General features: G+C 72.2%; 17 protein-coding genes. 12 read left to right on the top strand and 5 right to left on the bottom strand.

The window, feature by feature from the left end; translation table 11 throughout:
- Positions 1 to 53 precede the first annotated feature (53 nt).
- The gene (locus tag QRN23_RS07510) at positions 54 to 662 is read right to left on the bottom strand and encodes a response regulator transcription factor (protein ID WP_277959249.1); all 609 of its coding nucleotides are present in this window, start codon (positions 660 to 662) and stop codon (positions 54 to 56) included.
- Between the two features lie 476 nt (positions 663 to 1,138).
- On the opposite strand from QRN23_RS07510, the gene QRN23_RS07505 reads away from it, so the two are divergent.
- The 5 genes from QRN23_RS07505 to QRN23_RS07485 all read left to right on the top strand — a co-directional run bounded on the left by QRN23_RS07505 (position 1,139) and on the right by QRN23_RS07485 (position 7,274).
- Positions 1,139 to 1,897 (top strand): lysophospholipid acyltransferase family protein, encoded by a 759-nt coding sequence (locus QRN23_RS07505; RefSeq protein ID WP_285063079.1) that lies wholly within the window; start codon positions 1,139 to 1,141, stop codon positions 1,895 to 1,897.
- Positions 1,898 to 1,983: 86 nt separating this feature from the next.
- Positions 1,984 to 2,667 (top strand): ABC transporter ATP-binding protein, encoded by a 684-nt coding sequence (locus QRN23_RS07500; RefSeq protein ID WP_199859676.1) that lies wholly within the window; start codon positions 1,984 to 1,986, stop codon positions 2,665 to 2,667.
- Positions 2,627 to 5,092, top strand: a complete 2,466-nt coding sequence (locus QRN23_RS07495) for an ABC transporter permease (protein ID WP_277959250.1) — start codon at positions 2,627 to 2,629, stop codon at positions 5,090 to 5,092. The genes QRN23_RS07500 and QRN23_RS07495 overlap by 41 nt, the downstream gene beginning before the upstream one ends.
- Positions 5,089 to 6,210, top strand: coding sequence for a HesA/MoeB/ThiF family protein (locus tag QRN23_RS07490; protein WP_082460331.1), 1,122 nt, complete (start codon positions 5,089 to 5,091; stop codon positions 6,208 to 6,210). The genes QRN23_RS07495 and QRN23_RS07490 overlap by 4 nt, the downstream gene beginning before the upstream one ends.
- A 50-nt stretch (positions 6,211 to 6,260) precedes the next feature.
- Complete coding sequence (locus QRN23_RS07485; protein ID WP_056047824.1) at positions 6,261 to 7,274, top strand: LLM class flavin-dependent oxidoreductase; 1,014 nt, start codon at positions 6,261 to 6,263, stop codon at positions 7,272 to 7,274.
- A gap of 168 nt (positions 7,275 to 7,442) precedes the next feature.
- On the opposite strand, the gene QRN23_RS07480 is transcribed toward QRN23_RS07485, so the two are convergent.
- Complete coding sequence (locus QRN23_RS07480) at positions 7,443 to 8,882, bottom strand: mannosyltransferase family protein (RefSeq protein WP_285063078.1); 1,440 nt, start codon at positions 8,880 to 8,882, stop codon at positions 7,443 to 7,445.
- A 70-nt stretch (positions 8,883 to 8,952) separates the two neighbouring features.
- On the opposite strand from QRN23_RS07480, the gene QRN23_RS07475 reads away from it, so the two are divergent.
- The 5 genes from QRN23_RS07475 (at position 8,953) to QRN23_RS07455 (ending at position 18,167) form a co-directional block, all read left to right on the top strand.
- A complete protein-coding gene (locus QRN23_RS07475; RefSeq protein ID WP_285063076.1) occupies positions 8,953 to 10,062 on the top strand; it encodes a helix-turn-helix transcriptional regulator in 1,110 nt (369 codons plus the stop codon).
- Positions 10,063 to 10,171: 109 nt separating this feature from the next.
- On the top strand, positions 10,172 to 11,479 hold the full coding sequence (locus QRN23_RS07470; RefSeq protein ID WP_285063074.1) for an alpha/beta hydrolase: 1,308 nt from the start codon (positions 10,172 to 10,174) through the stop codon (positions 11,477 to 11,479).
- A 229-nt stretch (positions 11,480 to 11,708) separates the two neighbouring features.
- Positions 11,709 to 14,906, top strand: a complete 3,198-nt coding sequence (locus QRN23_RS07465) for a S8 family serine peptidase (protein ID WP_285063073.1) — start codon at positions 11,709 to 11,711, stop codon at positions 14,904 to 14,906.
- A gap of 749 nt (positions 14,907 to 15,655) precedes the next feature.
- Positions 15,656 to 17,362 (top strand): Ig-like domain-containing protein, encoded by a 1,707-nt coding sequence (locus QRN23_RS07460; protein WP_285063072.1) that lies wholly within the window; start codon positions 15,656 to 15,658, stop codon positions 17,360 to 17,362.
- A 136-nt stretch (positions 17,363 to 17,498) separates the two neighbouring features.
- The gene (locus QRN23_RS07455; protein WP_285063250.1) at positions 17,499 to 18,167 is read left to right on the top strand and encodes an endonuclease/exonuclease/phosphatase family protein; all 669 of its coding nucleotides are present in this window, start codon (positions 17,499 to 17,501) and stop codon (positions 18,165 to 18,167) included.
- 205 nt (positions 18,168 to 18,372) lie between these two features.
- On the opposite strand, the gene QRN23_RS07450 is transcribed toward QRN23_RS07455, so the two are convergent.
- Complete coding sequence (locus QRN23_RS07450) at positions 18,373 to 18,651, bottom strand: hypothetical protein (protein WP_056046704.1); 279 nt, start codon at positions 18,649 to 18,651, stop codon at positions 18,373 to 18,375.
- A 332-nt stretch (positions 18,652 to 18,983) separates the two neighbouring features.
- Here QRN23_RS07450 and QRN23_RS07445 point away from each other — a divergent pair, with 332 nt between their 5' ends.
- The gene (locus QRN23_RS07445) at positions 18,984 to 19,823 is read left to right on the top strand and encodes an aldo/keto reductase (RefSeq protein ID WP_159825978.1); all 840 of its coding nucleotides are present in this window, start codon (positions 18,984 to 18,986) and stop codon (positions 19,821 to 19,823) included.
- 174 nt (positions 19,824 to 19,997) lie between these two features.
- On the top strand, positions 19,998 to 20,762 hold the full coding sequence (locus tag QRN23_RS07440; RefSeq protein ID WP_285063070.1) for a Pr6Pr family membrane protein: 765 nt from the start codon (positions 19,998 to 20,000) through the stop codon (positions 20,760 to 20,762).
- Here the strand turns inward: QRN23_RS07440 and QRN23_RS07435 are convergent.
- Complete coding sequence (locus QRN23_RS07435) at positions 20,693 to 22,207, bottom strand: flavin monoamine oxidase family protein (protein WP_285063069.1); 1,515 nt, start codon at positions 22,205 to 22,207, stop codon at positions 20,693 to 20,695. The two genes, QRN23_RS07440 and QRN23_RS07435, sit on opposite strands and share 70 nt — an antisense overlap.
- 175 nt (positions 22,208 to 22,382) lie before the next feature.
- Entirely contained in the window at positions 22,383 to 23,180 is a 798-nt protein-coding gene (locus QRN23_RS07430) for an alpha/beta fold hydrolase (protein ID WP_056046697.1), read from the bottom strand.
- Between the last annotated feature and the right edge of the window lie 123 nt (positions 23,181 to 23,303).

Below are 23,303 nucleotides of genomic sequence, written 5' to 3'. Positions count from 1 at the left end.
TCGTCGCGATGGCCGGGCCTGCTCGACCGCGTCTGCCCCGAGGAGGCGCGGGTCTAGATCCAACCGAGATCTCGCGCGTCCGAGGCGGCCCGTCCGCGGTCGGGCGCCCCGACCTTGCGGACGGCGGACGAGATCAGGTTGCGCACCGTGCCCTCGGCGAGGTGCAGCTCGGCGGCGCACCGTCTGGTCGAGAGCGACCGGTCGACGAGGCGCAGGACGTCACGCTCGCGTGCCGTGAGCGGGCACGCCTCGGCGCGGAGGACCGTGGCCGCCAACCTCGGGTCGACGTGGTCTTCTCCGGCAGCCGTTCGCCGGACGACGGCGAGGAGTTCGTCGATGCTCGCCCGCTTCGAGACGACCGCGTCGATGCCCGACTGGACGATCTGACGGACGAGCACGGCGGGCAAGCGGCGACCCAGGACGACGACGGCGTCGTGCCCCTCGCGCAGTCGCCGGGCGGCGTCCACGACGTCGGGGTGGTCGTCGGCGTCGATGACCAGCACGCTCCGCGGGGGTGGCCCTGGTTCGGAGCAGGGCTTCGCGGAATCGTGGATCGCGACAGCTTTCAGCCCCGGCGTCACACGGATGCACGCCTCGATCGCCGACCGCGTCAGCACCTCCTCGGCGACCACGCACACGTCGATCGGCCCGTCGGTCGACATGGCATCCCCCTACTCGTCATCGACTTCGTGACCAGTATGTCTCATGACGTCGACATGACGGATGCGTGGTGACTTCGTGACGGCCGTGACTTTCGAGTCGAGCTGCCGATGCCGAGACTCGGAGGTGTCTCGTCGACTCGACGTGGGAGGAGGGAACGCATGAAGAAAATCGAGAGCACGACGCTCAAGCCGGGTAGCGCAGCACGCTGCAACGGCGGATGCCTCTGCACCTGACATCCGGGGCGGGCCGCCCATCGGGCGGTCCGCCTTCCCCGTCAGTCCGGTGACCGCATCTCCCGAAAGTCGACATGTCCCTTCCCATCTTCACCCTCTTCGAGGTCGTCCGATACGAACGTCTTTGGTCGGCGGTCCGCGCCGCCGGGCCCGCTGCCGCGTGGCGACTCATGAACGACATCGCCCGGTTCGACCTGCCCGCCTACGACTCGATCGCCGACCCGTCCGACACGAGCGCCGGCATGGCGGCCAAGGCCCGTGCCGCCATGGGGGGCTTGCCAGGTCTCGCCTCCGTCGACATCGACGCTGCAGCGGGGCGATATGGCGACTACGGGCCTCGGATGCAATTCGAGTCGACGTTCGTCACGCTGTGGCTCGACGACCGAGCTCGGCTGGACGAGGTCGTCGAGGTTCGTGGCGGCGAGCACCTCGAGGAGGCGAGGGAGCACGGCCGTGGCGCCCTGGCCTTGCGCCTGCACTTCGGGGCGTCCTACGTCGTCCCGCCGATCATCGCGCACCGACACCCCACGCGCTTCGTCTTCAACAGGATGAACTTCGACGAGCTCCGGGATCGGGCGTTTCCCTCTCTCGATGTCGACGCCTTCGCCATCGACGACGACGCGACCTTCCGAAAGGGGCTCCGAGCGCTCAAGGACGGGCTCGTCTTCGCAATGTTCCCCGAATACGATCCCAGAGGCCGAGGCCGTCACCACACCGTCGTCCCGTTCCTGGGGGCTTCCGTCGTCGCACCGCAGGGGCCGGCCCTCATGAGTCGTGCCGCGGGCGCAGCCATGCTGCCGATGCACCTCGACCGGACGGGAGAAGCTCACTTCGTCCTGACGATCCACCCGGCGATTCCCGCCCCGACAGATGACGTCGAGGTCCAGGGGTCGACGGTCGCGTTGTGGCGACTCATCGAGAGGCTCATCCTCGACGGCCGCGCCGGCGACTGGGAGATGTGGACCGACTTCGATCTGATGCGGACGGAGTCGGCGGCATGAGCACGGTTCCGCTCGTCGAGATCCGAGAAGTGTCACGGCTCTTCGAGAGCCGAGGTGGGAGACCGCCCGCCGTCGACCGTGTCTCGTTGGACCTTCACGAGGGCGAGATCATCGCGATCGTCGGTCGCTCCGGCTCGGGCAAGTCGACTCTGGTGCAGATGGTCGGTGCTCTCGACACCCCCAATCACGGTCAGATCGTCTTCGACGGAATGACACTTTCTTCCCTCTCCGAGGCGGAGCGCACCGTCCTGCGAAGAGATCGCATCGGATTCGTCTTCCAGGACTCCCACCTCGTCCCGACCCTGTCGGTGCTCGAGAATGTCGCGCTCACGTCACTCGTCGCGGGAAGACGCCGCTCGGAATGGGCGGATCGAGCGCACGCGCTGCTCGACGAACTCGGCCTCGACGGTCTCGGATCGGCCCGTCCGGCCACCTTGTCGGGCGGAGAGGCCCAGCGTGTGGCCCTGGCTCGAGCGCTCTTCTCCCGTCCGTCTCTCGTCCTCGCCGACGAGCCGACCGGCGCGCTCGACAGTGCGACCTCACGGGATGTCCTGAGGCTGCTCCGGGGCATGGTCGTCGACGACCAGGCGTCAGCGGTCGTGGTGGTCACCCATGACCTCGAGACCGCCTGCATCGCCGACAGGATCATCGTCCTGCGAGACGGCCGAGTCATCGCCGACGAACGCTTCACACCGGCGGCCACGATCGACAGCGTCGAGGGGAGGGCCCATGAAGAACGCGTTCGCGCTTGGTTGGCGGAACATCGCTGACGGACGGCGGCGGGCAGGACTCACCGCCCTCACGGCAGCCTTGGGGGTCGCCCTTCTCACGGCCTCACTCGTCACCGGGCTGACGGCGCGCCAGACGGTCGTCGACGGAATCGATTCGTTGCTCACGTTCGGGGACGTGGGCATCGTCCCCGAGGTGGATCGTGAGTTCGTCGACGAGGGTCTCGTGGACGCACTCGCCGCCGATCCCGGAGTCGTGTCGTCGCTCCCCACCCTGAGTCGAGAGACGGTCGCGGTCGGCGCGACGGGTGAGGCGGAGACCCTCCTCCTGACCGGGGCCCCGGCCGGGCCGGACTCACTCGCCTCCCAGGTGGTCACCGACGGTCGAGCTCCTCGACCGGGCTCGGACGAGGTCCTGGTGCCGACAGATGTCGCAGACCGCATGGGCGCCTCCCTGGGGAGTCGAATGTCGATGACGACTCCCTCGGGCGTCCGCTCGTTCGACGTGGTGGGGCTCGTCGACCCCCGCTTGTTGGGTGTCTTCGCCCGGGACAACCTCTTCACCGACCTCGAGGTCGTCCAGAGGGCGTTCGGGCTCGAGGGTGACCTCACCCGTCTCGACCTCGAACTCGATCCTGCAGTCGCGTCCACCTGGGCAGCAGAACACCGAGCGGCGCTCCCGTCCGGAGCCGTCTTCCAGGACACGTCGGCCGTGGCCGACGGCCTCGGGCCCATCGAAACGGCCGTGACGGCGGTGATGGCAGGGCTCGCTCTGGTCGCCCTCGCCGTGTCGGCACTGCTCGGTTCACTGGCGAGCACGGCTGCCGTCCGAGCACGGCGCCGTACCTACGGTGTGCTGCGGGCCACGGGCGCGTCCACACGGTGGTTGGTCTCGTCGGTCGGCGCCGAGATCGCCATCGTCGCAGCGGCCGGAACGGTCGTGGGCGTCGCGGTCGGCGTCGCCGGCGCTGCGGTGGTGATGAGTCGGATGGACGGGGAGGCTCCGTCTCTTCCGACCCTCACCCTCTCGGTCGGTCTCGGCGTCGTCGCGGGAGCGACCTCCGCCACGCTCGGGGCCCGACGAGCCGTCGCCGACGTCCGTCGAATTCCGCCGGCGTTCGTCGTGAGGGGCGTCGAACCCGCAGACGGTTCGCCCGGATCGTGCTCACGGCGACGAGCCGTCGCGGTCGCCGTGGTCGCATCGGTCTCGGGGCTGGTGATCTGGGCCCTCGACGCAGGCGCCGTCCTCGACGCTCTGGGCCTGGTCGCCCTGGCGGTCTGTGCGGTGGCCCTCTCCCGCCTCGCGATCGCGCCCCTGGCGGCGTTCGCGGCCAGGCTCCAGTGGGCAGCCGACCTGGCGCGTCGCCGACCGACCCGCGGCAGGTCGACGGTGACCGGGGCTCTCACCCTGGTGGTCTTCGGTGCGGTGTCGCTCGCCACCTGCGTCGGTGCCGTCGCCTCCGCGACAGGGGAACAGATCGATCGGCAGTTCGGGGCCGACGTGCAAGTCACGTCGGTCGTGCCCTTGTCGGACGACGCCGAGCCGATCGTCGTCGTCGACGGCGTTCGGGACGTCGCGCGGTCGGTGTCCGGTGAAGCCACCGTCCTGTCGGCGTCCGCCGAACTCGACGTGCCGTTCCAGGCGATCGACCCCGAGACCTGGTTCGACGTGTCGGGGCTCGCGTGGTCCGCCGGTGGCGGATCGAGAGGTGTCGAGTTGCTGAGGGCCGGTGGGGGCATCGCTCTGCCGAGGGGGGTCGCCGAGTCCCTGACGGTGGCCCCGGGTGATGAGGTCGTCGTGTCGGCCGGGGGGACCCAGGTGCCCCTCGAAGTCGTCGGGCTCTTCACCTCGGTGGCCACGGGGCAACAGGTCGTCATCGACCGCAGGACGGCGGGCGAACTCGGTGTCACGGGGGTCTCTCGGTGGGACGTGTTGGCAGACGGAGGGGTCGATGTCGCCGACTTGTCAGACCGCGTCGCCGCGCAGGTGGTCGGAGTCCCCGGTGTCGACGTCATCACCGCCGAGGCGACGAGGGATCGTGCAGCCTCCGAGACGGCAGCCCTCACGGCAGGACTCTTCGCAGCGGTGACGGTGACTCTGGCCCTCGGGGCCCTGGGGGCCAGCAGCACGCTGAGCCTCGACGTCGAATCGCGGCGTGATGAACTCGCCGTGCTCCGCACCGTGGGGTGCCGACGTCGCGGCGTCGGTGCCCTCGTCGCCTGGGACGCCACCGTGATCGCCGTGGCGTCGCTGAGTGCAGGACTGCTCCTCGGCTCGTTCGGGGGAGCACTCGGGACGCGGATCGTCTCGAGGCTCCTCGACGTGGGGGTCGACCCGGTGGTCGATCCCGTGACGATCGCGGGAATCGTCGGCGTGACGGCGATCGCTCTCGCCATCGCCGCCGTGGGGCCGGTCCTGCGGGCCTCCCGCACGGAGCCCCTGACGATTCTGAGGGGCACGTCATGAGCGCTGACGCGAGAACGGGCTCAGCCGCCCGCCCCCGTCTGCGAGACAGCATCATCGTCGTCCAGCTCGCAGACGGTCGCCTGCAGTTCAGGGCAACGTACGAGCGGGTCGTGTCGACCTTCTCCGTCGAGCCCTGGGTGGCGGACCTCGTCCCGCTGCTCGATGGGACTCGCACGCCAGTGCAGCTCGCCCAGACGCTTTCCTTGCTTGATCGCGGAGCGCTCGAGGACGTGCTGGAGGTCCTCGAATCCGAACGCTTCCTGGCGTCGGAGGCATCTTCCACCGACCGTGCCACGAGGCATTCGCGTCAGCTGCAGCTGTTCGACGAGATGATCTCGGCCGATGAACTGTCCGCAGTCGCTCGAGGACACGACGCCTCGACGATCCAGAGCCGGCTCACCGGTGCGTGCGTGGTCGTGGTCGGCGTCGGTGGTGCTGGTTCGTGGGTCGTCCAATCGCTGGCCGCGGCTGGGGTGGGAAGGCTCGTGCTCATCGATCCCGACGTCGTCGAACTCTCCAATCTGAACCGGCAGGTGCTCTTCGATTCCGGAGACATCGGACGAGTCAAGGTCGACGCAGCCGCAGAGCGAGTCGCCGAGATCGACGCGGACATCACCGTCGACGTCTGGCGCACTCGGGTGGACACCGCGGAACAGCTCGCGACCCTGCTCTCGGGTGCCGATCTCGTCGTGAGTTGCGCAGACCAGCCCTCGGTGCCCGTCGTGGCCGACGTCGTGGCGACGGCGAGCACCGCGGTCGGTGTCCCGCACATCGTCGGAGGCGCGTACGGCGCCCTGCTCGGGGTGCCGGGTGTCACCGTCCTGCCCGGCCGAACGACGTGCTGGTCGTGCATCCGTGCCGCGACAGCCGACGATCACGGACGTGCCGCGCGAACTCTGAAGGGTTCTTCGCCCGGCGGCTCAGCCGCCCCGTTGGCCGGCGTGGTGGGGAACATGACGGCATGGGAGGCGCTCCGGATACTGCTCGGGGCACCACCGGCACTCGCCGGAGGTGTCCGCGAGGTCGATCTCGCCAGTTTCGACAGCGTCTGGCGTCCGATCCCACCACGTCTCGAATGCGGATGCGTTCCATCGTCCGAGACGACCGGTTCGACCTGACGATCGCCAAGACCGGGCATACGGCGACGACCGTCGTTGTTCACCCCCGCATGAGCATTCCCCTCTCGATCCTCGACCTCGCCCCCGTCGCACCCGGTCAGACCGTGCGCGAGAGCTTCGCGGCCTCCGTGGCCCTGGCGCAGCAGGCCGAGGCGAGCGGGTACCGGCGGGTCTGGTACGCCGAGCACCACAACATGGCCTCCATCGCCTCGAGCGCGACGTCGGTGTTGATCGCCCACATCGCGAGCCAGACCTCGACCATCCGCCTCGGCTCGGGCGGCGTCATGCTCCCGAACCATTCGCCGCTCGCCATCGCCGAGCAGTTCGGCACCCTCGAGACCCTGCACCCGGGGCGCATCGACCTCGGCCTCGGCCGAGCCCCCGGCAGCGACCAGGCCACGTTCCGGGCCATGCGCCGCGACCCCTCGTCGTCCGAGCGCTTCCCGCAGGACGTCGTCGAACTGCAGGCGTTCCTCGCGGGGGAGTCGCGCGTCGCCGGCGTCCAGGCCGTCCCCGGTGCGGGCACGAACGTGCCGCTGTACATCCTCGGTTCGTCGCTGTTCGGCGCCAAGCTCGCCGCTGCCCTCGGTCTGCCCTACGCCTTCGCCTCGCACTTCGCCCCCGGTGACCTGGTGGACGCCGTCTCGGCCTACCGTCGCGAGTTCCAGCCGTCGACCCAGCTGAGCGAGCCGTACGTGCTCGCCGCCGTCAACGCGATCGTCTCCGACGACGCGGACGACGCCGACACGCAGTTCGCCGCCGTCAAGCGTCAGCGCCTCATGATGCTGCTGCGCCAGAGCGGGCAGATCGACCCCACCCGCGAGTTCGGCGACGACGAGCTCGACCACCTGCTGCGCACCCCGGTGGGGCAGCACGTCCAGACCATGACGACCTACACCGCCGTCGGCACGCCCGGCGACGCACGCGAGTACATGGAGCAGTTCGCCCGCACCGCCCAGGCCGACGAGCTGATCGTCGCGCACTCGGCCTCGTCGACGGAGGCGCGCCTCCGGTCGGTCGCGCTCCTCGCCGACGCGATGCAGCTGGCCCCCGCCGCCGCGTAGCCCGCCGGCGCCTCCGGGCGAGACGCGCAGCGCCCCTCCCGCCGGACACCGCCGAGTGGACGAGACACCGAGAAGTGCGACGGTGTGTTGTCCGCTCGGCGGTGTCTCCGTCGGGGCAGCCGGTGGCGACGCGGCGGTGGTGACGCCGCGGCGGCCAGGCCGCGGCGGCTACGGCGCGGTGAAGAGGAAGACGAACACGACGGCGACGGGCTGCAGCGCGGCCCCGCCGAGCAGCATCGAGCGCCGCACCCACGGTCGCGACGAGATCGCGGGCGTGCCGAGCAGGGGGCTGAGGGGCATGAGCAGGCGGAACAGGCTCTGCTGGGGCAGGAACACCGCGACGAGGTAGGCGAAGAACCCCGCGGTGAACGCGACGACCTCGTGACCGAGCCGCAGCGTCGAGCGTCGGGTCACCCAGAACGTGAACGACGCGATGATGGCCAGCACGAGCACGATGCCCCCGATGCCCAGCCACCGCCCGGCGAGGAGGAACCACGGGGTCAACGGCACGAACACCGGGCGGCCGACGTAGTCCACCCACCAGGCCATCTCGGTCTCGAGGTAGGCGTCGGACTGGCCCGTGACCACGTGCGCGACGACCGGCCACGCGAGTCCGGCCGCGGCCATCGCGAGCCCCGCCACGACGATCGTCGTCAGTTCACGGGGCGGCATCCGGCCGCCGACGACGAACTCCCGCAGACCGGCCCAGGCGCGGCGGACCGACGAGCGGGCGGCGAGGGCGAGCGCAGGAGGCGCGGTGCCGATCCCGGCGATCCGTCGCGTCCGGGCGTCTGCGGCAGGCCGCCTCGCCGCCCCGGTCGTCGCGGCGGCGGCGGTCGCGGCAGAGGCATGCCCCCCGGACACAGCCGACGGCCGGGCCTCGGGACGCTCCCGTTCGGTGTGCCAGCGCACGATCAGGTGGATGCCGAGCGCCAACGCGAGGGCGAGCGCCCCGGGTCGGACGAACGAGGCGACGATGCCCGCCGCCGCCACGAGCGGGTAGTTCCGCCGCTGCATGGCGAGCAGGCCGCCGAACATCAGCAGGAGGAAAAGGCTCTCGGCGTAGCCGACCGACATGACGAACGCCATCGGCCCGAAGCAGAACAGCAGCACGGCCCAGAGGGCGCCGGTGTGTCCGACCTTCGTCACGAGCAGGCGGTGGAGGACGACGGCCGCAGCCGCACCGAAGACGGTGGCGAGCAGAGGGGCGGCGACGACGAAGTCCATGCCCGTGGCGACCATCAGCAGGTGGCAGAGGTACGGGAAGACCGGCAGGAACGCCCACTCGTTCGGCAGCACCTCGCCGGTCGCGTCGGTGGGCAGGGTCGAGGGATAGCCGTGCAGCGCGATGGTGCGGTAACGGTCGGCGTCCCACGACGAGGTGAAGTCGAGGAAGCTGCGGTCGCTGCCGGGGGTGATGAAGGTCGCACCGGCGAGTTTCGCGACCTCGTAGACGGCGAAGAGGACGCTCGTCGAGAACAGCCGCGACGCGAGGTAGACGACCAGCACGCTGCGCCAGCTGCCCGAGAACCGGTCGGCGAGACCGATCGAGAAACCGGGTCGGCGCAGCCTCGCCGCCGAGGGCGACGCGATCGTCTCGCGGCTCACCGCCCCGCCCCGTGTCCGGTCATCTGGACGACGCTACCAAGAGTCGGCTGTGACGGGGCAAGATCGTCCCGTGCCCCTTCCGTCCTTCGCCGCCCTCGGGATCGACGACGTGGCCGTCGCGGTCTACCGTCACGTCGTCGCCGGGGCCGGGCTGGCGGACGCCGCGGGAGCGGCGGCCGGGCCGACGCCCGGGGCCGTGGCACGGGCCGTGCACCTCGACGAGGCGACGGCCCTGGCCGCCCTGGAGCGCCTCCGTTCGCTCGGGCTCGTCCAGCGCTCGGCGGGGGGCGAGGGCTACGGCGCGGTGGACCCGCGCGTGGCCGTGCCGGCCGTCGTCGCCGCGCGTGCCGACGCGCTCGTCGAGGTGCGCGCGGCCGTGCCCGAGCTGGGAGCGCTGTTCGACGAGGGCCGCCGCCCGCATGACGCCGACGAACTCACGCGGGTGGTCGTCGGGCACGCGGCCGTGGGGGACTGGTACTCGAGGCTGGAGCACCGGGCGACCACCGACTTCGTCGCCTTCGACCGTCCGCCCTACGTGGTCGCGTCGAACGAGTCCACCCAGCGTGTCGCCCTCGGGCGCGGCGTGCGGTGGCGGGCGGTCTACACGGTCGCCAGCATCTCGGCCGACGGCAGCTGGCAGGGCGTCCACCGCCTCGGCGCCGACGGGGAGGAGGCCCGCATCACGCACGACCTGCCGGTCAAGCTCGCCGTCGCCGACCGCCGGGTGGCCCTCGTCTCGATCGGGCACGACCCCGACCGGCCGGAGGCCCTCGTGACCGAGTCCGAGCCGCTCGTCGCCGCCCTCCACGACCTGTTCGAGGCCCGGTGGCGCAGCGCGTTGCCCGTGCCGGGCACCCCGGGGGCCGGTGGCGCCGCGGTCGACTGGGCCGCGGTGGCCGCGCGACTCGCGTCGTCGTCGACGACGGCCGTGGCGGCGACGTCGGGAGCCACCTTGCCGTCGCGGGACCAGGAGGCGCGACTCGCGATGCGACCCCCCACCCCCGCCGAGCGCGACCTCCTCGCCCTCGTGGCGGCGGGGGCGACCGACGAGGTGATCGCGGGTCAGCTCGGCATCTCGTCCCGCACGCTCCGGCGGCGCCTGCACGCCCTCTTCGACGAGCTCGGCGCGAGCAACCGGTTCCACGCCGGAGTCGAGGCCGCACGCCGCGGCTGGGTCTGAGTCAGCCGACGCCCAGGCCTTTCACGGCTCACCCATCGAGTCGCCTCGATAGCGTCCCGGACGTGATCGATCCTCCCCGTGCGGAGCCCTCGTGCTGAGGCTCTCCCTGATGTCCGCGGGAACCCTCGCCGCCGTGTACGCCGTGGCCGGGGCGCTCGTGGTCTCGACGGTGCGCCGTCCGCGCGGGGCCCGCACCTGGTGGCGATGGGTCGCCGCAGCCGCCGCGCTGGGGGCCTGCCTCGGCGCGCTGGTCACCTGGTGGCTCGGAGACGTCGAGGACGTCCTCGACGTCCCGCCCACCTGGGTCGACCGTCTCTGGGTCGGGGCCCTGCTGGCGGTGGTCGGCGCGGCCGTGGTCGGCGTGGTGCGCGGAGGCGCGGGGCGGCGGGTCCTCGCGGCCTCGACGATCGTCGTGACGGCCCTCGCCACGGGCCTCGCGATCGACCGCGACAGCGGGCTCTTCCCGACCGTGGGGGCCCTGCTCGGCGTGTCGGACGTCTCGCCGCTCGTCGTCCCGGTCGCGCAGGGGGCGGCCGTGCGGGCCGGACGGACGTCGACCCCGGCGGCCCCGGACCTGGGACGCACCTGGCGGGCACCCGCCGACCTGCCGTCCCGCGGACGGCTCGGCAGCGTCGCCATCCCGGGCACGGCGTCCCACTTCGACGCGCGGGACGCCCTGGTGTACCTGCCGCCCGCCGCCCTCGTGGCCGATCCGCCGCCCCTGCCCGTCGACGTCGTCCTGTCCGGACAGGGTCCCGGCGCCGCCCCGGAGAACCTCGTCGACGCCGGACGGATGGTCGAGACCCTCGACGCCCTCGCCCGCACGCATCACGGCCTCGCGCCGATCGTCGTGATGCCCGACCAGCTCGAGCGGCCGACCAACAACCCGATGTGCGTCGACGGACCCCTCGGTCACAGCGAGACCTACCTGACGGTCGACGTGCCCCGGTGGATCACGAGCCGCCTCTCGGTCGAGGCGCCCGGTCGGGCGTGGGCCGTGTCGGGCTTCTCGGAGGGCGGCACCTGTTCGCTGCAGCTGGCGGCGGGCCACCCCGAGCTCTTCGCCTCGTTCGTCGACGTCTCGGGGCAGCGGGGACCACTGCTGGACGGGGGAGCCCGGGCGACGGTCGAGCGCGGCTTCGCCGGCGACCGGGCGGCCTACGACGCCGCCCAGCCGCTCGCCGTGCTGGCCGCCCGGGCCCCCTACGCCGACAGTGCCGGGTTCTTCGCCGTCGGCGGGACCGACTCGCGCTACGGGCCCGTGATGCCCGTCGTCGCGGCGGCCGCCCGGGCCGCGGGCATGGACGTCACCCGCCACGTCGTGCCCGGCAGCGGCCACGACTGGTCGACGGCGTCGCGCGGGCTGGGCGCGGGGACGGCCTGGGCGGCGGCGCGGCTCGGGCTGACGACGCGGTAGGGAGGTGCGGCGAGGCGACCGTCCGCCGAAGGGGGGACGACGGCGGTGCCCCGCCCGCGCCTCCTCGTGTGAACTCTGTGGCCGAAGCCGGTCAGTGGCCGGTTTCGGCCATGGCCCCTACTAGAGGGTCACCGACATTCACAGGTAGTTCTTATGGATCGACCGCGGCCCGGGGCTGCGGCGCACCACCGACAGCACGTCCCGAACGACGTGCATCGAAAGGCGATCCGTGATCACACCATCCGGCCGACGCAGGCCGACCGCTCCGCCCCGCACCCGACTCCGTGGCGGCTTCGCCACCCTCCTCGCCACCGGCGTCGTCGCCGCGGGCCTCGTCACGGTGCCGGCCACCGCCTCCTTCGCCGCGGACGGCCCGGCCGTCGTGGGCGACAGCCAGTTCTCCGACGGCAAGTACATCGTCACGCTGCGCGAGCCGGCGGCCGCGACCTACGAGGGCGGGCAGCCGGGCCTCGCCCGCACCGCCGTGCCCGAGGGCAGCGACCTCGACGCGCAGAGCGCTCCCGTGCAGGACTACGCCGAGCACCTGAAGGGCGTCCAGCAGGACGTCGCGGCGGCGGCCGGCGCCACCGTCCAGGCGAGCTACGCCATCACGACCAACGCCTTCGCGGCCGACCTCACGGCCGCCCAGGCCGCCGAGCTCGCGAGCGACCCCTCGGTCGCCGCCGTCTCGAAGAACGAGCTGCTCAAGCTGCAGGCGACGCCGTCGACCGAGTTCCTCGGCCTGGGTGACGCCGAGGGGAACGGTGGCGTCTGGGACGCCGTCGGCGGACGCGAGAAGGCCGGCGAAGGAGTCGTCGTCGGCATCATCGACTCGGGCATCGCGGCGGGCAACGCCTCGTTCGCCGGTGACCCCCTGGGGTCTGCCAGCGATACCGAACCCCACCTCGACGGCGACCGGACCGTCTTCGCCAAGGGCGACGGCGGCACCTTCACCGGCGTGTGCCAGACCGGCGTGCAGTTCGACGCGGGCGACTGCAACACGAAGCTGATCGGTGCGCGGTACTTCGTCGACGGCTTCGGCGTCGGCAACATCGGCACCGAGGAGCAGGGCGAGTACCTCTCTCCCCGCGACGGCAACGGCCACGGCTCGCACACGGCGTCGACCGCCGCGGGCAACGCCGACGTCGAGGCCACCATCGGCGACCGTTCGTTCGGCACCGTGTCGGGCGTTGCCCCGGCCGCCAAGATCGCGGCCTACAAGGTCTGCTGGGACGGCCCCGACCGCGTCGCCACCGACGACGACGGCTGCGCCACGCTCGACCTGATCGCCGCCATCGAGGCCGCGGTCACCGACGGCGTCGACGTCATCAACTACTCGATCGGCGGAGGCGGGGCCACGAGCACCTTCTCGGCCACCGACCAGGCGTTCCTCGGCGCGGCCTCGGCCGGCGTCTTCGTGGCGGCCTCGGCGGGCAACGACGGCCCGACCGCGACCACCGCCGACAACGCGGCACCGTGGATCACCACGGTCGCGGCGTCGACCATCCCCAGCTACAGCGCGACGGTGCAGACCGCCGACGGCACCGACTACCTGGGCGGCTCGATCACCGTGCCGACCGGCACCGACGGCCTGACGGGCGACTTCGTCTCGTCGACCGCCGTCGCGGCCGACGGCGCCGACGCCACCGCGGTGACCCTCTGCGCACCGGACACGCTCGACCCGGCGAAGGCCGCCGGCACGATCGTGCTCTGCGACCGCGGTGTCTACGACCGCACGGCCAAGTCGGCCGAGGTCGAGCGCGCCGGCGGCATCGGCATGGTGCTGGTCAACCCGACGAGCAGCTCGGTCGACCTCGACGAACACGCCGTCCCCACGGTCCATCTCAACGCCGACGACTACGACGCGATCCACGCGTACGCCGACACCGAAGGTGCCACCGTCACCCTGCTCGACGGCAACCCGGGCGCGCTGCCCGAGCCCGCCACGCCCCAGATCGCCGGCTTCTCGTCGCGCGGCCCGGTGACGGCCGACGGCGGCAACCTGCTGAAGCCCGACATCTCGGCCCCCGGCGTGGCGATCCTCGCCGACGGTGCCAACGCGCAGGGCGAGCCCGGCACGTACGAGTTCCTCTCGGGCACGTCGATGTCGTCCCCCCACATCGCCGGTCTGGCCGCGCTCTACCTCTCGAAGGACGTCCACCCCGACTGGACCCCGGACGAGGTCAAGTCGGCAATGATGACGACCGCCTACGACCTCGTCGGTGAGGACGGTGCTCCGAGCCGGGACGTCTTCGCCCAGGGCGCCGGCCACGTCGACCCGACCGCGTTCCTCGAACCCGGGCTGCTCTACGAGAACGGTCCGGCCGACTGGCAGGCCTACGTCGACTCGATCGACACCGTCGAGGGCACGGACTCGTCGCTCAACCTGCCGTCGATCAGCGTCGGCTCGCTGGCCGGCACCGCCCAGGTCACGCGCACCGTCACCTCGACCGGGGCGGGGACCTACACGGTCGCCCCGATCGAGATGGACGGCGTGACGGCGACGGTCGAACCCTCGACGTTGACCTTCGGCGCCGCGGGCGAGGAGCAGGACTACACGGTCACCTTCACCCGGACGACGGCGGAGCTCGACCAGTTCGCCACCGGCTACCTCACCTGGTCCGACGGGACCCACGACGTGCGCAGCCCGCTCGCGGTGCGCCCCGTCCAGCTGCAGGCACCGGCCGAGGTGGCCGGCGAGGGCGCCACGGGCGAGAAGGCGTTCGACGTCACGGCGGGCGACGCCCTCGAGCTGCCGCTCACCACCGAGGGCCTCGCCGCCGGGCAGGTCACGACCGGCTCGGGCGCGGCAGGCACCGCGGCGGCCGAGACGCCGGTCACGATCGCCGAGGGCACCAGCCACGCGCGCTTCGTGCTCGACAGCGCCGACGACACCGCGGACCTCGACCTGCTCCTCTACACGGCCGGTGCGGACGGTGCGCCCGACCGGCTCGCGGCGTCCTCGGCCACCGGTTCGGCGGACGAGCAGATCGACCTCGACGCCCCCGCGGCGGGCGAGTACGTCCTGCTGGTCGACTTCTACAGCGGTGCCGGACAGCTCGACTACACGCTGACGTCGTACCTGCTCGACCCGGCGACGGCCGTCGGGGGCTTCGCGGTCGACCCGGCCACCCTCTCCGCAGGGCTGGGCGAGACGGCGACGCTGACCGCGTCCTGGACGGGCCTGCCCTACGAGCAGACCTTCCTCGGCCGCGTCGTGTACGGCGACACCGGACAGGTCACCTATCTCACGGTCGCCTCGGGAGAAGAGCCCGAGACGCCCACCGACCCTGGGCCCGGCCCGGGCCAGCCCGGCCACCCCGGTCAGCCCGGACACCCCGGCGGCTGGAGCCTCGGTGACATCCTGCAGTGGATCTGGAACGCCCTCGGCGACCTCTTCCACGGCTGGTTCCCCTGGCGCGGGTAGCACCCGCGGCCTGACGGCCTGACGGCCTGACGGCCTGACGGCCTGAGCCACCCGGAGGCGGTGGTCACCTTCCCTCGGGAGGGCGACCACCGCCTCCTCGCGTCCCCGCCCCCGCCCCCGCCCCGCCTGCCCCGCCCGCCCCGCCCGCCCCGCCCGGGTGGTGTCGGCAACTCCTGGCCCCTGTCCCGCCCCCCGCGGTGTCGGCAACTCCTGGTCCCTGCTGCGGTGGGGTTCGCATGCCCGGGAGTCGGGGCCGGTGTGGGTCAGGGCGCAGGAGTTGCCGACCGGGGGTCGTCCGCGTTGGCAACTCCTGGCTCGTGCTGCGGTGGCGCTCGCCTGCGGGGGAGTCGGGGCCGGCGTCGGTCAGCGTGCAGGAGTTGCCGACCGGGGGTGGTCCGTGTCGGCAACTCCTGGCGTGTGCTGCGGTGGGGGTCGCCTGCGGGGGAGTCGGGGCGGGTGTCGGACAGGGTGCAGGAGTTGCCGGCAAACCGAGAACCGCCCACCGAGCAGGGCGCTTGGCGCACGGCGCACCGCGGAACGTCCGTCGCCCGGGCGCCACCCTCGTCGCCCGTTCCTCGTCCGGGTGATCTGTCCCCCCGATGGTGGACACGGTCGGCACGCCGGCCCTAGTTTGGGTGTCACCCGAGACGTGACGATCCCCGTTCACCCGACCCCGGCGCCGTACCCGAACACGGCACCGGGGGAACAGGTCGAGGCGCGCGTCTGCCCTACCCGAAAAAGGCACCACCATGCATTCGCTCACCCTCGCGGGGTCTCCCCGTCGCGGGCGGAGGGCCCTGCGCCTGTCCGCCGCGCTGCTCGCCACCCTCGCCCTGGCCGGCACCGCCGCCCTCACCGGCACCGCGGCTCCGGCCCGGGCCGCCGAGATCGACGGCGCCATCACGAACGTGACGGTCACCCCGACCACGCCGAAGCAGGGTTCCCAGCTCACGACGACGATCGCGTGGCAGGTGCCCGACGACACCCTCGCCGGTGACACCTTCACGCTGACGCTCAGCGAGCACCTGAAGAACCTGCCCACCGACTTCGCGCTCCGCGACCCCGCCACCGGTGCGGTCGTGGCCGACGCCGCCGTCGTCGGGACGCGCCCGTCCGTGGTCACCTTCACGATGACCGCCTACGCCGAGGACCACCTCAACGTCAGCGGTCAGGCCTTCGTCACGTCCGACTTCGAGGGACGCACCACCCCGTCGGGCGTGCCCACCCCCTTCACGTCGACCACGAACGACGGTCGCGACTTCACGACCGTCGTCACTCCGACCGGTGTGCTGCGCGGCTCGGACGTCGTGACGAAGTTCGGCACCTACACCCGTGCGGACCAGGGTCGCCTCGTGGGCGACGACTTCCTCGTCTGGAGCGTGAACACGCCGATGGGGCCGTTCGACTCGGCCACCGTCGGTGACTCGGTCCCCGCCGGCGAGGCGTGGTCGTTCGACTGCGACACCGCCGTCTTCACCGAGATCCGCACCAAGGCCGACGGTTCGCTGGCCGCCCCGGTCGCCGTGACCCCGGCCTCGTTCGACTGCACCGCCTCCGGGTACACGGTCTCGTGGGGCGCGCAGACGCGGACCGCGCAGTACCGTGCCGCCGTCGCCGTGAGCCTCGCCGCTCCCACCGGCACCGCCACCGCCCCGCAGACCTTCACCAACGCCGCGACGGCATCGACCGTCCGGGCCGGTGTCGCCGCCGGCAGCCGGGTGACGGCCTCGAAGGTCCAGGCCTCCGCCGGGGGAGTGGGCAGCGGTGACGTCCCCGTCTCCGCCGTGACCATCACGAAGGGCGACGCCGCGGGCCACGCGGCCGACACCGCCGACGCCGCCGTCGTGCTCTCCGACGGGACCGCCTCGCTGGCCTACCGGGTCACCAACACGGGTGCCGACGCGCTCGCCGACGTCTCGGTCTCGGACGCGGTCGTCGCCAACGGCACCGTCACGGGCCTGAGCTGCGACTTCAGTGCCCTGGGCGGACCGTCCACCGGTGTCACCTGGGCCGGCCCCCTCGCGGTCGGTGCCTCGTTCGACTGCACCGCCGCCCTCGCGGGTGTCACGGCCGGCACCGCCGACCACCACGACGTCGGCACCGTGACGGCGCGGGGCATCGAGTCGGGCCAGGCCGTGACGTCCTCGAACGCCTGGTTCGCCCGCGTCTCCGGCGCGACCGGCACGACCACCACGCCGACGTCCGCCCCGACGACGACCCCGGCCGCGCTCGCCGCCCCCGCGGCGGGCCCGACCGCCCCCGCCTCGTCGACGCCTCGACCGGCCGCCGCGGCAGCGACCACCGGTCTCGCCTTCACCGGGGCCGAGCTGGCCGGTCCGGTCACGCTGGCCGCACTGCTGACCCTGCTCGGTGCAGCGCTCGTCGTCTCGACCCGTCGTCGTGCGGCCCGCGCGGCGCTGACCGGTGACGCCGACCGCAGCCACCGCGGCGAGTAGCCGACCGTCAGGGGGTGCCGGGTGCGGCGGACACGACGTCCGCCTCACCCGGCACCCCCCTTTCGTCCAACCTGCACCTCCCCGAAACAGACGTGGACTAGGTTCGCTACTCGTGACAGAAGACAACGGACACACGATGCGCGTCGTCAGCTACAACCTTCGCGAGCACACGGCCAAGGGCGAGATCCGGTCGCTCGCCGAGGACAACGACGCCGACGTGCTCTGCCTGCAAGAGGCCGACACGAAGGACATCCCCGACGAGTTCGGCGAGTTCGCCCTCGCGGCGTCGACGCACAACAACCGTCTCGGGCTGGCGGCCTATTACCGCCGTTCGCGCTTCGAGTTGCTGGGGACGAACGTCTACGCGCTGAAGAAGTCGATGCACGACCGGGTGATGTCGCCGGCGCACGAGCGTCTCCTGGCCATGCACCTGGCCGACCGGCAGAGCGGACGCGACGTGCTGATCGGCTCGTTCCACGCCGCCCCGCTCACCGCCACGAACGCCCTGCGGAAGAAGCAGGTCGAGTCGGCGCACCGCCTCATGCGTGCGCTGGCGCCCGGCGTGCCGATACTCATGGTGGGCGACTTCAACTACCCGTGGTTCCACGGCGGTCTCCGCAAGCACATCGAGCGCGACGGCTTCGAGCTGACCCGCAGTTCGACCCCGACCTACCTCGGCTACAAGTACGTCAAGGGCCACTTCGACTTCGCGACGAGCTACGACCTCAAGATCGAGGACGTCGTCACCCTGCCGGCCGGCATCAGCGACCACCGTCCGATCCTGGTCCGCGCCCGGGGGCTCTGACCTCGCGGGTTCCGCACACGACGACGGGCCCGGTCACCTCCTCGGTGGCCGGGCCCGTCGTCGCGGTGCCGGGAACCGCAGGAGGCGCGGTGCGGCCGACAGCCTCACCGCGCCTCCTCGGGGCCGGGAACCGCAGGAGGCGCGGTGCGGCCGTCAGCCTCACCGCGCCTCCTCGGGTCGTCGCGCCCGCAGGCGCCGCCGGGGCCTAGGCGGCCAGGGCGAGCTCGCGGGTCTCGACCGACGAGGCCTGCACGATGGTGCGGCTGGGCTCGTGGCGCCAGCTGCGACCGGGGATGACCCAGCCGGCCGCTCCGTCGACGACGACCGACGCACCGACGCGAACGGCGGCGGTGACGTCGTCGCGCCAGGCGCGGACGGCGAACTGGGTGCCGCGGTCGTCGACGACGACGAACTCGACGAGGCGGGCGGTGGTGAGGGTGGGCGCGGTCGTGACCGTGCCGGTGATGCTGATGATGTCGTTCATGATGCTCGATTTCGATGTGTGCTCTGTGTTGCAACAGAATCCGTGGCACGAGATGCCGGATGGGCGCTCGTGGTCCGCCTGACGGCGGTGGTCGGGCCTGCGGTGACGGCGGCCGGAGAAGTAGGGCAACGATGATCGGTGGTCATCGTGCGCATCCGGCGAGGTCGTCTCGCGAGGCTGTTCGGGCGGTGCACCGGTGTGGACTCGGTCGTCACCGCACGGGGCACTTCTGAGAAGAGGGGCCCAAGCGACTCACCACAGTAACACGCCCGGGGTACGTCCACCAGTGTTTCCTCGGAAGGTTCGACGGGGGTGAGTGGTTGGCTCTACACATGACCACGATCCCCACCATCACCCTGAACAACGGAATCCAGATCCCTCAGCTCGGGTTCGGCGTCTACCAGGTCGACCCGGCCGAGACCAAGGACGCCACCCTCACCGCGTTCGAGGTCGGTTACCGCCACATCGACACCGCCGAGATGTACGGCAACGAGGCGGGCGTCGGCGAGGCGATCGCCGAGAGCGGCATCGACCGCAGCGAGATCTTCGTCACCTCGAAGCTCAACAACGGCTTCCACAAGCGTGACGACGCGCTGAAGGCGTTCGACGGCACGCTCGACGCGCTGAAGCAGGACTACGTCGACCTGTTCCTCATCCACTGGCCGCTGCCCGGCATCGACGTCGACTACGTCGAGACCTGGAAGGCCCTCGAAGAGATCCACGCCAGTGGCCGCGCGAAGTCCATCGGCGTCTCGAACTTCCAGCAGCCCCACCTCGAGCGCGTCCTCGACGAGGGCTCGGTCGTCCCGGTCGTCAACCAGATCGAGGTGCACCCCTACCTGACCCAGGACGCGCTGCGCGAGTTCGGCGTCTCGAAGGGCATCCACACCGAGGCCTGGTCGCCCATCGCCCAGGGCGGCGTCCTCAAGGACGAGACCATCACCGAGATCGCCGAGCGCGTCGGCAAGACGACCGCACAGGTGACGCTGCGCTGGCACATCCAGCGTGGTGACATCGTCTTCCCGAAGTCCGTCACGCGCTCGCGCGTGGAAGAGAACTTCGATCTCTTCGACTTCGAGCTGACCGACGCCGACGTGGCCGCCATCACCGCCCTGAACAAGGACGAGCGCACGGGTCCGAACCCGGATGAGTTCAACTACATCCCCAGCTGATCGCCTGATCGGCACGACGTCGCGCCGGGTCGCGACGCCGAGGCACCGAGGCCGGGTCCGCACGTCGTCACGACGAGCGGGCCCGGCCTTCGCACGTCGAGGCGTCGCGCGGGCGCCTAGTACGATCGACGTTTCCCCCGACCACAGCCGACCAGATCCGGAGGGCGTGACACGGTGCGACGGATCGTCGGCGTCCTACGCCTGCTCGCGGCCGCCGTCGGCGTCGTCGCCCTCGTCGCCGACTTCGTCTACGTGCTCGGTTTCAGCACCTTCAGCTCGATCAACTACTTCAGCTACTTCACGCAGCAGAGCAACATGGCGAACGTCGTGGTGCTCGCCTTCGCGGGCGTCGTGTCGTTGCGTGGGCGGCAGGAGCCCGGCTGGTTCGCAGGAGTCCATGCCCTGGTCAGCACCTACGTGATCGTGTCGGGCATCGTGTTCGGCATCATCGTCGCCGAGTCGGCGAGTCACGACTACCGCATCGAGGTGCCCTGGTCGAGCCAGCTGCTGCACTTCGTGATCCCGACGTTCGTGCTCGTGGACTGGGTGTTCGGCCCCGACCGGCCGCGGGTTCGGTGGCGGGTGCTCTCGGTGGTACTGGTCTTCCCGCTCGTGTGGGGCGTGTTCACGATCGTCCGGGGCGCCGACGTCGGCTGGTACCCGTACTTCTTCCTCGACCCGGCGCAGGTCACCTGGCCGGGCGAGTTCCTGTTGTACAACGGCATCGCCCTGGGCACGATCGTCGGGGTGCTCGTGGGGCTCGTCGCGCTGAGCCACGTGCGGCCGCACGCGCGGGCACGCCAGGGTGGCGGGCCGGCGTCGGTGACGGGCACCGCGCCTCCTGCGGTCGACGGACGAGGAGGCGCGGGTCAGGACGTCGGGTCGGCCGTCGGCTCGTCGGTGGGCGCGGGGGACCCGGCGGCCACGAGGTCGAGGTAGGGTGCCAGGCTCTGCATCGCCGAGGCCACCGCCGCGTCGTCGTCGAGGCCGGCGACCTCGGCCGCCGCGTCGCCACCCGTCAGCGCGACGAGCACGGGCGCGCCGGTCGCCGGCATGAGGTTGACGAAGAGCCGGTAGGGGGCGTCGTCGTCGAGCACGGCCCAGACCGTGGCCTGGGTGGACCAGAAGGCCTCGTCGAAGCGCAGCCAGAGCACTTCGCGCGTGCCGACGCCGAGGGCCTCGATCGCGTCCGTGTGGGTGGACGGCAGGTCGGGTGAGAACTCGGGCACGCCGGTCTTCAGCACGCCCAGGGGGATGGTCGACACGGCGCGGTCGACCGAGAGCGACTCACCGGTCGCGAGCCTCAGCCCCACGCCCTGGTCGCCGTACTGCACGCGGACGACGTTGCTGTCGCGGAGCACGTCGAGGCCGTCGAGCAGGCCCGCGACGAAGCCCGACAGGCCACCCGTCACCACGGAGGCGCCGGTGGGCAGCAGGTCGCCCGCGGGGTCGTCGCCGAGGGCCGAGGCGGCGAGGTCGTCGGCCCCGGCCCCCCAGCGGGCCTGGAGGAGGTCGTCGAGCACGAGGGCGAGACGGTCGGCGTCCGAGACCCCGTCCGGACCGGGCAGGGCCGAGACCTCGTCGGCCCCCGAGCCGGAGAGGGCGTCGGCGACGCTCGTGCCGGAGTCGGCGTCGGTCGTGGTGGAGCGCCCCGCGGCCCAGGACGCGGCCCGGTCGAGACGGTCGGCGGCGTCGCCGAGGGAGTCGGCCGCACCGTCGGACGTCCGGACCTCGACGGTGTCGTCGAGCGGCCGGGTGCGGACGCGGGCGAGGGCGAGGGCAGCCTGGAGGGCCACCGACCCGGGGCCCTCGAGCAGGCCGACGCCGAGTTCGACCGGGTAGGGCCAGTCGTCGTCGTGCACGCTGTGCACCCGGCCGCCGACCCGGCCGCGGGCCTCGACGACCACGACGTCGTAGCCCCGGTCGACGAGGGACCGTGCCGCGGTCGCGCCCGCGATGCCGGCGCCGATCACGGCGATGCGCTCGTCGGCCGCGGCGACCTCGGCGACCTGCGCCGCGACGTCGAAGCCCGACTGGCGTGCACCGTAGACCGTGCCGCCCATCGTCGAGGCGACGGCTTCTCCGGCGAAGAAGAGGCGGTCGTCGAGCGGGGTGCCGAGCAACCGGCGGTCGGCGTCGGAGGTGCCGGGGGTGAGGTGGCTCGTCGCCCCGAGGGAGTACGGATCGTCGGCCCACGAGCTGCGGCGGAAGGCGGCGGGGGCGACCGTGCCCGACGGGGTCGGCGTCGGCGTGGGGGTCGGCGTGGTCGCGGACGGGGTGGGGCTGGCCGTCGGCGCGGGGGAGTCCGTCGTGCAGGCCGACAGCACGAGGATCGCGGCCCCCGAGACCGATCCCGTCAAGAACGCTCGCCGACTGATGCCCATGGTGCGTCCATTCTCGCAGTCGGCGCGCACCGGCGCGCGCCGGGATCGTCCCGTGGCGTCCTGCGCACCGGCACCGCGCCTCCGGGTCGCGTCCTGCGTTCGGGCGCCGCGCCTCCCGGTCGCGTCCTGCGTTAGGTGGCCGCGCCTCCGGGTCGACGACCCGTCGGGGCGGGCCTCAGGCGTCGACGGTCTCGAGGAAGGTGCGCAGCAGGTCGGTCACCTGGTCGACGGGGAGCAGCGACGAGGCGTGGTCCTGGCCGACGAGCGAGTAGAAGACGGCTGCTGGCATCCGGCGGGCGGCCTCCTGGGACTCGCGATGGCGGTCGACGTCCCGCGTGCCGGCCAGCAGGAGGGTGGGGACCTCGACCGAGTCGAGCTGGGGGACCGTCAGGCCGCCACCCGTCTCGGCCGCGGTGAAGAAGGCGGCCAGGGCGATCGGATCGTCCTGCATGAAGGCCAGACGGGTCTCGGGATCGATCGGACGGCCGATCGTCTCGCCCCAGCGGTCGACGAAGCGGGCCATGCCACCCGTCGTCAGGGCGTCGTGCCAGTCGGGCGTGAAGGTCGCTCCGATGTTGCCGTTCATCGGGGCCCAGCTGCCACCGATCGTGGTCAGCGTCCGGAGGCGCCGGGGCTCGTGCGCCGCGACGGACAGCCCGATGCGGGCGCCGAACGAGTAACCGACGTAGTGCGCGGGCTCGAGGCCCGTGGCGTCGAGCACGGCGCCGACGTCACCACGGTGCAGGTCCATCGCGTACGACTCGGGGTCGTGGGGCTTGCCGCTCTTGCCGTGGCCGCGCATGTCGAGCGCGACCACCGTGAAGTCGCGCTGCAGGTCCCGGAGGTAGCCGAGCCCCCGCCAGGTGCCGCGCGAGAGGCCCGACCCGTGCACGAGCAGGAGCGGCGGCCCGTCCCCGTCGACCTCGTAGGCGATCTCGGTGCCGTCGACGGGGTTCGGGGTGGTCGCACGCATCCCGACAGTCTGGCAGCGCCGCACAGCTCGTGACGGTTGTGGTCGTAGTGCTCGCTGTGCTCGTTCTGCTCGCTGCGCGTCTCGCGCGTCGTGCCCGCTGCACGTCCCGCGCGCTGCGCGCGT

Origin of the sequence: Frigoribacterium sp. ME-P-080 (genome assembly GCF_030209595.1) — a bacterium.
Lineage (GTDB): Bacteria > Actinomycetota > Actinomycetes > Actinomycetales > Microbacteriaceae > Frigoribacterium.
Note: the sequence above shows the minus strand (reverse complement) of the source record. Positions and strands in the feature narration are given on the sequence as shown.

Coding starts and splice junctions, on each gene's coding strand:
- QRN23_RS07510 (WP_277959249.1), bottom strand. CDS start 662: ATGTCGACCGACGGGCCGATCGACGTGTGCGTGGTCGCCGAGGAGGTG.
- QRN23_RS07505 (WP_285063079.1), top strand. CDS start 1,139: ATGGCGGCCAAGGCCCGTGCCGCCATGGGGGGCTTGCCAGGTCTCGCC.
- QRN23_RS07495 (WP_277959250.1), top strand. CDS start 2,627: ATGAAGAACGCGTTCGCGCTTGGTTGGCGGAACATCGCTGACGGACGG.
- QRN23_RS07490 (WP_082460331.1), top strand. CDS start 5,089: ATGAGCGCTGACGCGAGAACGGGCTCAGCCGCCCGCCCCCGTCTGCGA.
- QRN23_RS07485 (WP_056047824.1), top strand. CDS start 6,261: ATGAGCATTCCCCTCTCGATCCTCGACCTCGCCCCCGTCGCACCCGGT.
- QRN23_RS07470 (WP_285063074.1), top strand. CDS start 10,172: ATGTCCGCGGGAACCCTCGCCGCCGTGTACGCCGTGGCCGGGGCGCTC.
- QRN23_RS07460 (WP_285063072.1), top strand. CDS start 15,656: ATGCATTCGCTCACCCTCGCGGGGTCTCCCCGTCGCGGGCGGAGGGCC.
- QRN23_RS07455 (WP_285063250.1), top strand. CDS start 17,499: ATGCGCGTCGTCAGCTACAACCTTCGCGAGCACACGGCCAAGGGCGAG.
- QRN23_RS07450 (WP_056046704.1), bottom strand. CDS start 18,651: ATGAACGACATCATCAGCATCACCGGCACGGTCACGACCGCGCCCACC.
- QRN23_RS07445 (WP_159825978.1), top strand. CDS start 18,984: ATGACCACGATCCCCACCATCACCCTGAACAACGGAATCCAGATCCCT.
- QRN23_RS07435 (WP_285063069.1), bottom strand. CDS start 22,207: ATGGGCATCAGTCGGCGAGCGTTCTTGACGGGATCGGTCTCGGGGGCC.
- QRN23_RS07430 (WP_056046697.1), bottom strand. CDS start 23,180: ATGCGTGCGACCACCCCGAACCCCGTCGACGGCACCGAGATCGCCTAC.